15 protein-coding genes are annotated in these 12,858 nt (G+C 38.2%); 11 read left to right on the forward strand and 4 right to left on the reverse strand.

The window, feature by feature from the left end:
* Nucleotides 1-35 precede the first annotated feature (35 nt).
* Nucleotides 36-533 (forward strand): YehS family protein, encoded by a 498-nt coding sequence (locus M3183_RS19400; RefSeq protein ID WP_251472317.1) that lies wholly within the window; start codon nucleotides 36-38, stop codon nucleotides 531-533.
* Nucleotides 534-931: 398 nt separating this feature from the next.
* On the opposite strand, the gene M3183_RS19405 is transcribed toward M3183_RS19400, so the two are convergent.
* Together M3183_RS19405 and M3183_RS19410 are read right to left on the reverse strand one after the other, a co-directional pair.
* The gene (locus M3183_RS19405) at nucleotides 932-1,291 is read right to left on the reverse strand and encodes a Lin0512 family protein (RefSeq protein WP_251472267.1); all 360 of its coding nucleotides are present in this window, start codon (nucleotides 1,289-1,291) and stop codon (nucleotides 932-934) included.
* Between the two features lie 165 nt (nucleotides 1,292-1,456).
* Nucleotides 1,457-2,638, reverse strand: a complete 1,182-nt coding sequence (locus M3183_RS19410) for a YeeE/YedE family protein (RefSeq protein ID WP_251472319.1) — start codon at nucleotides 2,636-2,638, stop codon at nucleotides 1,457-1,459.
* 358 nt (nucleotides 2,639-2,996) lie between these two features.
* Between M3183_RS19410 and M3183_RS19415 the strand changes: the two genes are divergently transcribed.
* The 3 genes from M3183_RS19415 to M3183_RS19425 all read left to right on the forward strand — a co-directional run bounded on the left by M3183_RS19415 (nucleotide 2,997) and on the right by M3183_RS19425 (nucleotide 5,466).
* Entirely contained in the window at nucleotides 2,997-3,785 is a 789-nt protein-coding gene (locus tag M3183_RS19415) for a transporter substrate-binding domain-containing protein (protein WP_251472269.1), read from the forward strand.
* Nucleotides 3,786-4,087: 302 nt separating this feature from the next.
* Nucleotides 4,088-4,741, forward strand: coding sequence for an amino acid ABC transporter permease (locus tag M3183_RS19420; protein ID WP_285880437.1), 654 nt, complete (start codon nucleotides 4,088-4,090; stop codon nucleotides 4,739-4,741).
* On the forward strand, nucleotides 4,738-5,466 hold the full coding sequence (locus M3183_RS19425; RefSeq protein WP_285880439.1) for an amino acid ABC transporter ATP-binding protein: 729 nt from the start codon (nucleotides 4,738-4,740) through the stop codon (nucleotides 5,464-5,466). Before M3183_RS19420 ends, M3183_RS19425 begins: the two co-directional genes overlap by 4 nt.
* A 118-nt stretch (nucleotides 5,467-5,584) precedes the next feature.
* On the opposite strand, the gene M3183_RS19430 is transcribed toward M3183_RS19425, so the two are convergent.
* Entirely contained in the window at nucleotides 5,585-6,361 is a 777-nt protein-coding gene (locus tag M3183_RS19430) for a class I SAM-dependent methyltransferase (RefSeq protein WP_251472273.1), read from the reverse strand.
* A 135-nt stretch (nucleotides 6,362-6,496) separates the two neighbouring features.
* Here M3183_RS19430 and M3183_RS19435 point away from each other — a divergent pair, with 135 nt between their 5' ends.
* Nucleotides 6,497-7,363: a LysR family transcriptional regulator gene (locus tag M3183_RS19435; RefSeq protein ID WP_251472275.1), complete on the forward strand. Its 867-nt coding sequence runs from the start codon at nucleotides 6,497-6,499 to the stop codon at nucleotides 7,361-7,363.
* Between the two features lie 37 nt (nucleotides 7,364-7,400).
* Nucleotides 7,401-7,634 (forward strand): YczI family protein, encoded by a 234-nt coding sequence (locus M3183_RS19440; protein ID WP_251472277.1) that lies wholly within the window; start codon nucleotides 7,401-7,403, stop codon nucleotides 7,632-7,634.
* A gap of 102 nt (nucleotides 7,635-7,736) precedes the next feature.
* On the opposite strand, the gene M3183_RS19445 is transcribed toward M3183_RS19440, so the two are convergent.
* Nucleotides 7,737-7,985 (reverse strand): spore coat protein, encoded by a 249-nt coding sequence (locus M3183_RS19445; protein ID WP_251472278.1) that lies wholly within the window; start codon nucleotides 7,983-7,985, stop codon nucleotides 7,737-7,739.
* A gap of 172 nt (nucleotides 7,986-8,157) precedes the next feature.
* Here M3183_RS19445 and M3183_RS19450 point away from each other — a divergent pair, with 172 nt between their 5' ends.
* The 5 genes from M3183_RS19450 to M3183_RS19470 all read left to right on the forward strand — a co-directional run bounded on the left by M3183_RS19450 (nucleotide 8,158) and on the right by M3183_RS19470 (nucleotide 12,340).
* A complete protein-coding gene (locus M3183_RS19450) occupies nucleotides 8,158-8,661 on the forward strand; it encodes an RNA polymerase sigma factor (protein ID WP_251472279.1) in 504 nt (167 codons plus the stop codon).
* Nucleotides 8,651-9,640 (forward strand): anti sigma factor C-terminal domain-containing protein, encoded by a 990-nt coding sequence (locus tag M3183_RS19455; protein WP_251472280.1) that lies wholly within the window; start codon nucleotides 8,651-8,653, stop codon nucleotides 9,638-9,640. Before M3183_RS19450 ends, M3183_RS19455 begins: the two co-directional genes overlap by 11 nt.
* A 74-nt stretch (nucleotides 9,641-9,714) precedes the next feature.
* Complete coding sequence (locus M3183_RS19460; RefSeq protein WP_251472281.1) at nucleotides 9,715-10,398, forward strand: HAD family hydrolase; 684 nt, start codon at nucleotides 9,715-9,717, stop codon at nucleotides 10,396-10,398.
* Between the two features lie 242 nt (nucleotides 10,399-10,640).
* Nucleotides 10,641-11,288: an SDR family oxidoreductase gene (locus M3183_RS19465; protein ID WP_251472282.1), complete on the forward strand. Its 648-nt coding sequence runs from the start codon at nucleotides 10,641-10,643 to the stop codon at nucleotides 11,286-11,288.
* Between the two features lie 77 nt (nucleotides 11,289-11,365).
* Nucleotides 11,366-12,340, forward strand: coding sequence for a D-cysteine desulfhydrase family protein (locus M3183_RS19470; protein ID WP_251472283.1), 975 nt, complete (start codon nucleotides 11,366-11,368; stop codon nucleotides 12,338-12,340).
* Nucleotides 12,341-12,858 lie beyond the last annotated feature (518 nt).

Below are 12,858 nucleotides of genomic sequence, written 5' to 3' on the forward strand. Positions count from 1 at the left end.
GAGAACAGATGAAAAACAATACATGGAGGCCTATTGTGGATAATAACGATATATTAATTCGATTGAGATATGCACTGGAAATAAAAAATAAAGAAATGGCGGAGATCTTTAAACTTGGCGGGGAAGATGTAACAGTACCCGAAGTCGTAAAGATTCTGATAAAATCAGATGAATATGATATTGAAAATGACGATCAAATAAAAATTAACAATAGTATGTTAGATTCCTTTTTAAATGGACTTATTATTTTTAAAAGGGGAAGACAGGAACCGAAGCCAGGTCAGCCCGCCTCACCAGAAACCTCTATTAAGAAAAGTTCAAACATGAATAATCTTCTTTTAAAGAAAGTCAAAATAGCATTGGCATTAACCACAGATGATGTCCTTGATATATTCGAAATGGCGGGAATCATGGTTTCAAAGGGGGAGCTCTCCGCTTTATTAAGAAAAGAAGGACACAAAAATTATAAAGAATGCGGAGATAAATATGCCAGGAACTTCCTAAAAGGGCTGGCAGTTAAATATCGGGGATAGCGGATTAAGAATTCTCCATGCATGATAGGATATGAACTTTCTTTGGTGAGATATAGGGAATAGAGTTTACTATGCTCACACGGAATTTCTCCTCTTGATCCACTTAAATAGTTAGGTCGGCATGATTGGAAGATATCAATAGGCCATTCATTATCAGAGGTATTTGATATGGAGGAACTTCATATTTATGATGTCTTTCCATAAGCCAAAAAGTCAAAAATGAGTGAGCGGCCAAACTGAATCTTAGACTAGAGGAAGACTCCTAAAGATTCCAATACAATAGAATTTATCTAAAATATCCGATATGAGTAAAGAAAAAAGGGCAGCCAGGATAGCTTGGATGCCCTTCTCCTTGTTATTGTGTTACAAATGCTCTTCCTAACGGAAATCCTTCGACATTAATAGCCAACTTCAACCGCTGCAACAACAATGTACATCTGATCGTTTTTATCGCCTTTCTCTTCAAGAACAATACCGCTTGTTGTCAGCATTCCGCCGTCCATAACTTCTACTGTTACTTTCCCAAAGGGCAATGCCTCTTTTACGGTATCGATATTCAGCTTGTCTTTTTCACATGGAACCGCCAGTTTAACATTGACGACCATATTGTCCAGGCTGTTTTCTGGGAGCACAGACCGGATGCCCGGCATTGAATTATAATGAATGGCATTTTTTATCGCACGAACGGCGGCTTTCGTAATATCCTGACCGTGAACATCGATTCCCATTCCTGTTTCAATAAACATTAGTTTTTCCATCTTCTAGACACCTCACATTTGATATTACTTTTATTTTACCAAAAAATATTATCTTATTACTCAATATGGGTTCTATAAAAGATTAAAATGAAAAAAGCCTAAAATCTCAGTTGAGAAGTTTTAGGCTGTTGTTCTTATTTAATAGTGTAAAATCCTTACTATTCATCAACAAAAAGAGTCTTTTGATGATGGATTTTTCAATCCAAACAATGGACGGATATATATAGCCAAGAGAGTTCCAAGCATCGCCATAACCATCCAGACCCATCCATGAAGACTAAAGGAAGAAATACCGCCAAAGTAGGCACCAATGTTACAGCCAAATGCAAGACGGGATCCATACCCCATAAAAAGTCCTCCTATGACTGCGGCACCGGCAACACCCGGTTTGATTTTCTTAGGTTTAAAGGTGCCTTGGAAAGAGGCTGAGATAAACGCCCCTAATATAATGCCAAAATTCATGACACTTGTAGAATCGGCTAATACCGAATTTTTAAGTGATGCGCCAGATGCGCCCGAAAAGAAACCCCACTGTGAAACATCAACACCAAGAGCCATAAGGGTTTTTCCTCCCCAAAGGGCAAAAGCAGATGTAATTCCCCATGGAGTTCCCCTAACCGTTAATGTTAATGCATTCAGTATGGCTAGAACAATACCGGCTGCAAATAATGGCCAGGAGCCGCGGATTACCTTTTTCCATCCGGTTGTGGTTGGAAGAGGCTTCATCGTTGGAGGGTTTTTCTTTTTCGCAAATTGAACTGTAATCCAATAAATAACCGCGAATACGACCATTTGCAAAAGCCATGCGCCAAAGTAACCTAGGCCGGTTGACTCCGCTAAAGAAATAGGCGGCAAGGTTGGTGTTTGTTCCATCCAAAAAGTGAAATGGTAGGCCCCAAGGGTTGAGCCAATAATAAAGGCAAAAAGCGTCAAAATCATGGATGATGAACCGCCGCCCAAATTATATAAAGTTCCAGAAGCACATCCATTTCCAAGCTGCATGCCAATTCCAAACAGAAAAGCACCAAACAAAACAGGAACACCAACAGGAGAAACATACCCTTTTGGTGATAGACCGGTAAAGCTAAAACCGGTGCTTAGGATAATGGCAAATAATGTAGTAGAGACGGCAAACATGAGCATATGTGCTTGAAGCCCCTGTGTATTTCCAACAGAAAGCAGCCGCCGGAAGGCAGAAGTAAATCCAAAACGTGCGTACAGTAAGGCTGCTCCCAATAACAATCCAATGATAAATAGGCTGCCCTGAATCCAATTTGTGGTTAGGACAATCGCGATTAAAAGAATAAGAGATACTAGAACTCCGGCCGAGACCAATTTCTTCTGCATTGGCTGAAGGGTTGTAACAATAGTGGTTGGTTTATATGACCATGAATTCTGTTCTAGTTGTGAAGATTTTTTTAAGGTCGTTGTATGTGACAAGAATGTTTCACCCCTATAACCTATAGTTTTAGTATGAATAAATGCAAGTATTATCATAATATAACTTCAATGAAAAGTAAAGAAGCATTATTTAGCAAAATGGGAGATGGAATCGGAAAATAAAAAGTGACAGGATTACTTTGAAAATGGCTGATTACAGAAAACTAATAGTTTTATAAGGTCCAGTACTTGTGATATAGTAATAAAGTATAGTATTTTCTCTCTATTGGGAATAATTTAAAAAATAGAAAAGGGGGCGCATTGAATGAAAAAATTAGGTTTATTTAGTTTGTTTTTGGTTCTTACGCTCATGATCGCAGCCTGCGGTGGAGGCGGAGAAAAAGCAGTTTCAGGTGAGAAGGCAGCAAAGACGGATAATGAAAAGGTATATAAAGTTGGTGTGGATACCACTTATCCTCCATTTGAATATAAAGAGGGAAGCGAGTATAAGGGTATCGATATTGATTTGATCAATGCCATTGCGAAAAATCAGGGCTTTAAAATTGAACTTAATCCAATGGACTTTGGCGGTATTATTCCTGCCATGCAAGCTGGTCAGCTGGATGTAGCGATTGCCGGTATGAGCATTACGGATGATAGAAAAAAGGTAGTGGATTTCTCCACTCCGTATTTTGATGCAGGATTAACCGTAGTGGTTAAAAAAGATAATTCAGATATTAAATCAGTTGAGGATCTTAAAGGAAAAACGGTTGCTGTTAAAAAAGGAACTACAGGTGCTAAATATGCACAAGATAATGCATCAAAATTACAAATTAAAGTTGTGCAATTTAATGACAGCCCGGCAATGTTCCAAGAAGTTTCCAATGGAAATGCAGATGCGCTTATTGAAGACTATCCTGTTATCTCCTATGCTATTGCCCAGAAGGATCTTGGTTTGAAAATTGTGGGTGATCGCTTAAATGGGGACCAATATGGTATTGCAGTTTTGAAAGGTCAAAATCAGGATGTATTAGAAAAGATTAACAAAGGTCTTGAAGAACTTAAGAAAGACGGATCATACGATAAAATTATTGAAACATATCTTGGAAAATAAGGTAAAACATTAATTAACGGGGTTTAATAGCCCGTGAAAGCGGAATAAACAGGGATATGGGGCGCGCATTTTTAGCGCGCTCCTTTTCTACAGTAAGAAAGTATTAAATTTAGGCCTTAAAATTGTCCAGCTCTACAACGAAAGCTTCGGCAGCAGCAGCACCGCACGAAGGGAAAGCGTTAGTCTTTTCGAGGAGCGTCCAGCTGGTTTCCGCTCTCGGTTAAGCTCCTTTGAGCAGTTCGAGTTCAAATAACCTGCGCTTGTTTTCAAAGGCGCTTACGCTTTTCTTATCTTGAAAGGGGATGAAAAAAGTGGACATTATAATGGAATCTTTACCAATTTTAGCAAAAGGACTACAAGTTACACTTTATATATTTGTTATTGCCATTATTCTTGGTTTCTTAATTGGTCTGGTGGTGGCTCTGTTACGGCTTGCACCTATTAAAATCTTAAATTGGATTGCAAAGGTCTATGTTGATGCGATTAGGGGAACTCCATTTATTGTTCAGCTGTTCTTTATTTATTTTGGCCTAAATTCACTTCATATTATTTCTTTGAACAATTCAGCAGCAGGAATTATCACTGTTGCCATCAATGCAGGGGCCTATTTTGCAGAGATTATCAGAGCAGGTATTCAATCCATTGATAAAGGACAAACAGAAGCAGCCAGATCAATTGGTTTTACAGCATCTCAAACCATGCGTCATATTATTCTGCCACAGGCTTTTAGAAGAATGCTCCCAACCATTACAAATCAGTCCATTATTAGTTTAAAAGACACTTCTTTATTATCGGTTATTGGTATTGCAGATTTAACACAGCAGGGGCAAATTCAAGCATCAGCAACTTTTGAAGCATTTAAAATATGGCTGACAGTAGGTGTTATTTATTTTATCGTCATATATTTATTAACATTGCTGGCTAATTTTGTAGAAAGGAGGTTCGAGCTGCGATGAGTATTATTACGGTAAAAAACTTAAGAAAATCATTTGGGAACTTAGAGGTTTTAAAAGATATTAATGCAGAGGTTCAGGAGAAAGAAGTAATCTGTGTCATTGGTCCTTCCGGATCAGGAAAGAGTACCTTTCTTCGATGTCTAAACCGCCTGGAGGAAATCTCAGGTGGTGAGGTAGTCATTAACGGGCATAATATTACCGACCCCAAAATTAATATTAATAAAGTAAGACAAGAAGTCGGAATGGTTTTTCAACAATTTAATCTGTTCCCACATAAAACCGTTTTAGAAAATATCACACTAGGACCCATTAAAATTCTTTCTAAAGATAAAGCAGTGGCTGAAAAAATGGCCCTTGAGCTGCTTGACAAGGTAGGATTAAAAGAAAAAGCTGGAAGCTATCCAGGGGAACTTTCCGGAGGACAAAAACAGCGGGTTGCCATCGCAAGGGCACTGGCGATGAATCCAAAAATCATGCTCTTCGACGAGCCGACGTCTGCACTTGATCCGGAAATGGTCGGAGATGTGTTAGAGGTCATGAAACAGCTTGCAAAAGAAGGCATGACAATGGTTGTGGTAACACATGAAATGGGATTTGCCCGGGAAGTGGGCGACCGTGTTATTTTTATGGATGGAGGGTATATAGTAGAAGAAAATGAACCGAATGAATTATTCGGAAACCCGCAGCATGAAAGAACAAAGGCGTTTTTAAGTAAGATATTATAAGGAAATAAGGCTTTTTAAAGGAGAACTCTAAGGTGAAAAACTTTTGGTGTTCTCCTTTTTGTATTAATGTTGCTGCTCTTCAATATATAAGGTAAGAAGCTGGCTGGTTCCTGCTATTTTACTCTTTCATTCCAACGACACGGATTCTTTTATAATCAGCAATCCAATGACCGTCTTTGTATAAAGTATTCTTTAAATTATTTTCAATATTTACTATGATTTCGTTTTTTGTATTTTTAGGGATACCATTGAAGAAGTGACTGGCGAACATATCAATCCAGTTTTTTAATCCATCATCACCCTCTAATTGTGTTGGTCTATCAAAATGTTGAGCAAACGTTACCCTGAATCCTACTTTCTCCATTAAAGTTGAATACTCTGCAATACTTGGATAAAACCAAGGGAATTGTTCATTCTTAAATTCTAACCCTTTTTCTTTGATTTGCTGAATCATTTCATTTGTGATCGTTTGAACGTTACCCTTTCCTCCGAATTCTGCAACAAATCTGCCGCCTGATTTTAAACTTTGATAAATACCATTTAATGCTTTGTTAGCTGGCAGCACCCAGTGAAGTGCTGCATTAGAGAATACAGCATCAAATTTACTATGAAAGTCTAAGCTTACAGCATCTTGAACCATGAACTGTATATGCGGGTATTTACTGGATGCTTGTTCTATCATTGTTTCAGATTTATCTACCCCTATAATATCCGCTCCATACTCATAAATGATATTGGCTAGATCTCCAGTTCCACAGCCAAGGTCAAGAATTTTTTCCCCATGTTTTGGAGCTAATAATTCAACTATACTATTCGCGTATTTTGAAACAAAAGAATGTTTCGTATCATATAAATTCGCATCCCAGGTGCATTCTTCAATATGTATGGATTCCATTTCTTTTTCCTCCCGTGTTCTTACAAAGATAATGTATTAATCTGATAATTCAATTATAATGGAGGGGATACATAATGGATATTAACAAAAAAAGATAATTTCAATAACCAATAGTTATTATGAGTGGAGATATGTATGGATATTAAATGGATTAAAACATTTATTGTTGCGGCCAAATATGAAAATTTCCGTAAAACATCAGAAGAGCTTTTTCTAACCCAGCCTGCTATTACAAAACATATTAAAAGACTTGAAGAAAACCTTAATATACAGTTGTTTGATAGAGCTGGGAAAAAGATTGCCCTCACATCGGCGGGACTTCATTTTCTTCCATTTGCTAGAGAGATAGCAGCTAAGTATGAACAGGGGTTAAATGACTTTGAATCATGGAAACAAGGATATAATCGAAAGTTAATGATTGCCGCAGCCCCGCAAATTGCCTCTTCATTTCTCCCTTCGATGCTGCGTAAATTTATGTTTAGCAACCCAAATATAGAAGTAATCATAAATGTTTTGCAATCTTTCAATATAGGAGAGGAAATCAGTGCAGGGAGAGCAGATGTCGGACTGACAAGAATTGTACCTATTCAAACAACTATTAAAAGTGATGTTATACATGAAGAGTTTGTCAAATTAGTTGGACCAAATGAGGCGATTTCTCTTGATGAACAAAAGGTATTACAGAATTATAGACTTATCACTCATAACCACCCGGTTTATTGGGATCTGCTTTTGAAAGATGTGAAAAGACATTATCCCAATGTTCGAACGATGAAGGTGAATCAAGTAGAAGTGACAAAGCGATTCATAGAAGAAGGACTTGGAGTTTCCTATCTGCCGTTTACTGTGATGAAGGATGAAATAGCTATGAATAAGCTGGTGGAAATTAAATCAGATAAAATTGCACCTCCTTCATCTTGTACATATGTTTTAACAAAAGTAGAAACAGATGAAGTATCTATTTTTATTAAATTTTTAAAGGATGCAATGAGGGCATGGTGAAGATAGGTTCTTTTAAAGATATAATGGGAGTGATTTTTTGTTAAAAATTCTGCGCTATATTTTTTCAGTAGTAACTATTTTATTTGCTGCTTACGGATTAGTTTCTAAAAATTATCAATTTAACTATATTATGATGTTTCTCTTAGGTCTTACAATGTTGATTTTGGGCTTAGAAGAATTTCGAAAAGAGAAAAAAATGAACGGATGGTTATTTGTTATTGTTTTTTTATTTTCATTATTTGTGTCTATTAAAGGATTTTTATTAAGCTAAAGGATATGATCCACCTATGATAAAAAGGGCTGTGGACAGCCCTTTCAAAAATTTTGGACAAAACATTTTCATCGTATATTTTTTGTCTGCCTTATCAATCAACTAAAACCGGCCAAAGTATCCTCCAAATCCTGCCCCAGTAAAGCCAGAAAAACCGGTAGACCCTGCACCAAAATAACCTGGGTAGCCAGCAAAGCCGGTGGACCCTGTTCCAAAATAACCGGGATAGCCAGAAAAACCGGCAGACCCTGTTCCAAAATACCCTGGATAGCCGGCATAGCTTGCACCCGGGTAGCCGCCGTAATATATTCCTGGATACCCTCCGTAACCCATCCCCAAAAGTCTAAACATTTATATTCTCCTCCTCAAATCGATTCAAAAGTAATGTATGTGTCCATTGTGAAGGAGGAATAGATATTGGCCCATGTTAGTTAATAATTGTGTAGAAGGTTTATGGTTACAATTTTTCAACCCATTGTAAACTTTTTATTGAGTTATACGTCTTGTAAACAGGAGGACGATAATGGATGATTTAAAAAAGAATAAAGATCTCAATTCAGAACTTAATATCGTGTTTCAATACCTTCGAAAATTGGGAGTTTCGCAGGAGGATGCAGAAGATGCTGTACAGGAAGCGGCCTATCGATACCTGCTTTACTTTGATTCAATCAAGACTTCAAAAATCCGCAGCTGGTTAATTCGAGTTGCATTGAACTACTTTTATGATCAATGCAGGAAAAATGGAAGATATATGCTGAATATCAACGAAGAGAATTTAAAGATAGATAATGAAGAGCTGCCTGAAATGATCATCCTTAATAAGGAAAGAAACAAGGAGCTTGGAAGAGCGGTATCACAATTAAAGCCGCTTTTTCAGGAACTGCTTCTATTAAAATATCAATCAGGACTTACATACGAAGAAATTTCAGTACTGTTAGGAGTAAGTATTAGTTCAATCAAAACGAATTTATTTCGAGCCAGGAAAAAGTTAGAGAAAATGTACAAGGAGGTAACCCATGAGCGATAGACATGAAAAGAATGGGGAAGAAATTGATTTTTTGAGTAATTCAACCTTACAAAAGGCCATAAAGAAATCACAGTGGAAGCAAACGATTAAGTATATTATTATAGCGATTCTAACAACATCGATTTTATTGGTTATTCTTTTCTCGGGAAGTCAATATATTCTAAATAAACGGATAACAAACCAGTATTCACTTTACAACAGCATTCATGGGGCCAATATTTCACCTAGTTCATCTACCTATAACTATAATCTTTTTAGTGTTATCGCGGAGACTACATATAGGAAATCCATTGGCGGACGTACGATTGTTTGGGATAAAGAGTTGAAAAAGATTCCTGTTTTCGGAAGAATTGAAACCCTTGAAAGAGGAAGCGGCAGGGTGGAAATGAATTCACTGGATCCAGAGGCAAAAAGATATGTTCGTTACAATGATTTTAATAATGAAAGGAAAATTGATTTTTATTATCCAAAATTGTCTTATGACTATTTACCACATGAACTCGATATCGCTGTTACCTTAGATACGAACAAATTAATTGAAGTAGCTCTTTCTTTTAAAAAACCGATGACACTGACAGAGGCAGCTGTGAAGCTTGGACAGAAAAACGTCAATTGGTTATGGGTTGATACCACAACGGCTGCCCAAATGGAAAGAATGGAAACAACACTTGAACATGATAATGTAAAAACGAAGGGCGGCGGGGGTGCCTTTGGGTTTGCGGTCAGACCAGAACAGCCCTTTACAGAAGAAAGTGGAAAAGGATTTATCCAGACTTTGGAAGAGGTAAAAAAACAAGGTTACCATAAAAGTTCAATTAATGAAGCATTGATGGGATTGGAGGAAAACACCAAAGCGACGAATGGAAAGATTCGTTTAAATGGAGCCGTTATAACGGGTGCACCTAACGAATTGAAACGATTTCAAAAGCTTGATTTCATCAGGGCCTCTGTTCTTGGAGCAACTATTGATAAATATTAATTGGGGGATGTATCCCCCAGCCTATACAAAAGAGGAATATTTGATAAACTATGAAAGTTTAAAAGGTGATACTAGTGAAAGAAAAAAATTTTCCTATCATTTTCGATTTAGATGGTACTTTATTTGATTGTAAAGAGCTGACCAATCTTACATTTCCTAAAGTATTAGAAACGCTAAAGCAAAAATATCGGGACGAAATTCAAATAAATTTTGCAACAAATTATGAACAATATCTTGGAATGGTGACAGAAGATATTTTTGCAGAGCTGCTGCCGAATGCCGGTAAAGAATTGATTCAAGAAGCAGCTCTTCTCTTAGTTGATGCAGAGTTTGAATACATACCGAAATCAGGAAAGCTTTTTCCCCATGCAGAAGAAACGCTGAAGGAGTTACACCAAGCAGGATATCCTCTGTTTATTGCAAGTAACGGGAGTAAAGAATATGTACACAAAGTTTTAGAGGTATTTTCAATAGAAGGGTATTTTAAGGGGATTTATAGTGCCGGTGGTCAAGGAACAGAGAGCAAGGTTGATTTAGTCAGAATTTTGTTAGATGCCTATTCCTTTATGGGAAAGGGGGTAATCGCAGGCGACCGCCTTTCCGATATAGAGGCAGGCCGTAAAAACCATTTAACAACTATTGGATGTCTCTATGGATTTGGAGATGTTAAGGAAACTTACCATGCTGATGTGAAAATTAATCGCATTGAGGATATCATACCAGTTATAAAAACCTTATCGGAAAAGGGGTCGAAATAGAGGATGACCTAATTGTCATTAAACAACACAACAAGGACAAAACTTCACAGGCGTTTTGTCAGCCTGGTATTTACGAAGCTGTATGTTTTTAATTGAAAGCGGAATGAACTTAAAAGAAATTCTATAGAGGCGGTGTGCGGGGGCAGGTATCTGTATTTGAATAACTTAGGCACCTCTTTTGATTCTGGCCCCCATCTTTGAAATAATATAAGTATTCAAACTTTTGTAAGGGGTGATGCTTTGTGAAAGTATTTTTAATTGGTGCCAATGGGCAGGTAGGAAAGCATATTGTCAAGTTATTGCAAACTAGTGATGAACATACATTGAGAGCTATGGTGCGCAGTGAAGAACAGGCCGAAGCTCTTAAACAATCAGGGGTTGAAGCGGTTACTGCTAATTTAGAAGGCAGTGTCGATGATCTTGCAGCAGCAATGGAAGGGTGCGAAGCTGTTATTTTCTCAGCTGGTTCCGGGGGTAAAACAGGTCTGGATAAGACCTTGCTTGTAGACCTGGATGGTGCGGTAAAATCAATGGAGGCAGCGGAAAAAGCCGGGGCAATGCGCTATGTAATCGTCAGTGCTATCCAAGCTCATAACCGTGAAAGCTGGAAGGACAGTCCAATTAAACCATATATGGCTGCCAAACATTATGCAGACCGGATGCTTATTTCAAGTCCGTTAAATTATACAATCGTCCGCCCTGGAGGATTGCTCAATGAACCTGGTACAGGTAAAGTAATGGCTGCAGAGAATGTACAAAGAAGCTCAATTCCGCGTGAGGATGTTGCCAAAACGGTAGTGGCCGCATTAACTGAAGAAAATACATTCCGCCGTTCATTTGACTTAATCTCAGGAGATACACCAATCGAAGAGGCTTTAAAATCAATTTAGATTAGCAAAAAGCGGGTTTTCTATAGACTCGCTTTTGGTATTTATCGGCTTCAAGAAACAATAAAGGGGCAATTGACATGGAAAGACTACATATTGCAAATCTGCCAACTCCGATTCAAAAATTGGACCATCTTGGTGAAGAGCTGGGAGTTAATCTCTATTTAAAACGCGATGATTTTACAGGAACGGAAGTAAGCGGAAATAAGGTAAGAAAACTTGAGTTTTCTGTTCAGGATGCGCTTCAAAAAGGGTGTGACACACTTATTACAGCGGGGGGCATCCAGTCCAATCATTGCCGGGCAACGGCTGCCGTTGCCGCCAAGCTTGGATTAGGATGTGACCTTGTTATCAGAGGAGAGATTCCAACCCGCTTCGAAGGAAATCTGTTTATGGATAAAGCACTTGGTGCCCGAGTTCATTTGATCCCGCTCGAGGAATCCAGGGAAGAAAAAATGGATGCGATTGTTAAGAATCTGAAAGGACAGGGCTATAAACCATATGTGATTCCTGTAGGTGCTTCAAATGCTGTAGGGTCTTTGGGATATGCTGCAGCAATGGAAGAAATATCACGGCAGGAAAGCAGTTTGGGGATCCATTTTGACGAGATTGTCATTGCTGTTGGCTCAGGTGGAACGTATGCCGGTCTTTGGTATGCCAATCAGAAACAGGGAGCGCACCGAAAAATTCATGGTTTTGCTGTGGACCATAATACGGAAGTTTTTGTAGAAATCATTACAGAAATACTCAATGAAATGTATGACAATGCAGGCCTAAGAGCACCGAAAGAATATAATGATATTTTGATAAATGACCAGTATATTGGCGATGGTTACGCCAAAAGCAGACCAGATGAGCTTGCTTTTATCATGAAAATTGCCCGGGAGAACGGATTTCTGCTTGATCCTGTTTATACAGGAAAAGCATTCTACGGATTAGTATCAGAAATTCAAAAAGGTTCTTTTAAAGATGCCAAAAACATTCTCTTTATCCATACCGGAGGACTGCAGGGATGGACACATGCTCAAAGGGAAATGGCGCTGAAAATGTTATAAAAATGACTTTGAATCAGTTCTATGCTGCTTCCTTTAATATAGAAGGAATGTAGACTGATTTTTTACTAATGTTAATCCTGGTAAGTAAGGAATACCGGTTATTGGTTATCCATCCCTACTGCCCATTAATAGCCTAGATGGTAAAAAGACCCTGTTTCTATTACCCGTGTGGATGAAAAAAGAGGTCAACGGTAAAAGGAGCCGGTCTCTATTGCCCGTGAAGGCAGAAAAAGGCGGACAGCGGTAAAAAGTACTGGTTTCTATTGCCAAAGAAGGCAGAAAAAAGAGGCCGGCAGTAAGAAGGATCACCCTCTATTACCCGTGTGGGATGAAAAAAGCAGACAACGGTAAAAAGAACCAGTCTCACTGCCCATAGTGTCGGATAAAATCTCGAAAAAACGTTAGAAGCCTGGCACTACCCGAATAATCGATATATTATCGACGAAATGCGGGTGGTGTCAGGCTCTTTTTTTGTTCATTCTCCGTTCATATTCCAGTTATAAACTAAGGTTATCAAC

Origin of the sequence: Neobacillus mesonae (assembly GCF_023715155.1) — a bacterium.
GTDB lineage: Bacteria > Bacillota > Bacilli > Bacillales > Cytobacillaceae > Neobacillus > Neobacillus mesonae_A.

What these genes read in the sequence shown, in the direction of transcription:
- M3183_RS19435 (WP_251472275.1), top strand. Translation starts at nt 6,497, where the DNA reads ATGGATATTAAATGGATTAAAACATTTATTGTTGCGGCCAAATATGAA.
- M3183_RS19420 (WP_285880437.1), top strand. Translation starts at nt 4,088, where the DNA reads ATGAAAAAAGTGGACATTATAATGGAATCTTTACCAATTTTAGCAAAA.
- M3183_RS19415 (WP_251472269.1), top strand. Translation starts at nt 2,997, where the DNA reads ATGAAAAAATTAGGTTTATTTAGTTTGTTTTTGGTTCTTACGCTCATG.
- M3183_RS19450 (WP_251472279.1), top strand. Translation starts at nt 8,158, where the DNA reads ATGGATGATTTAAAAAAGAATAAAGATCTCAATTCAGAACTTAATATC.
- M3183_RS19425 (WP_285880439.1), top strand. Translation starts at nt 4,738, where the DNA reads ATGAGTATTATTACGGTAAAAAACTTAAGAAAATCATTTGGGAACTTA.
- M3183_RS19430 (WP_251472273.1), bottom strand. Translation starts at nt 6,361, where the DNA reads ATGGAATCCATACATATTGAAGAATGCACCTGGGATGCGAATTTATAT.
- M3183_RS19405 (WP_251472267.1), bottom strand. Translation starts at nt 1,291, where the DNA reads ATGGAAAAACTAATGTTTATTGAAACAGGAATGGGAATCGATGTTCAC.
- M3183_RS19455 (WP_251472280.1), top strand. Translation starts at nt 8,651, where the DNA reads ATGAGCGATAGACATGAAAAGAATGGGGAAGAAATTGATTTTTTGAGT.
- M3183_RS19410 (WP_251472319.1), bottom strand. Translation starts at nt 2,638, where the DNA reads ATGCAGAAGAAATTGGTCTCGGCCGGAGTTCTAGTATCTCTTATTCTT.
- M3183_RS19470 (WP_251472283.1), top strand. Translation starts at nt 11,366, where the DNA reads ATGGAAAGACTACATATTGCAAATCTGCCAACTCCGATTCAAAAATTG.
- M3183_RS19445 (WP_251472278.1), bottom strand. Translation starts at nt 7,985, where the DNA reads ATGTTTAGACTTTTGGGGATGGGTTACGGAGGGTATCCAGGAATATAT.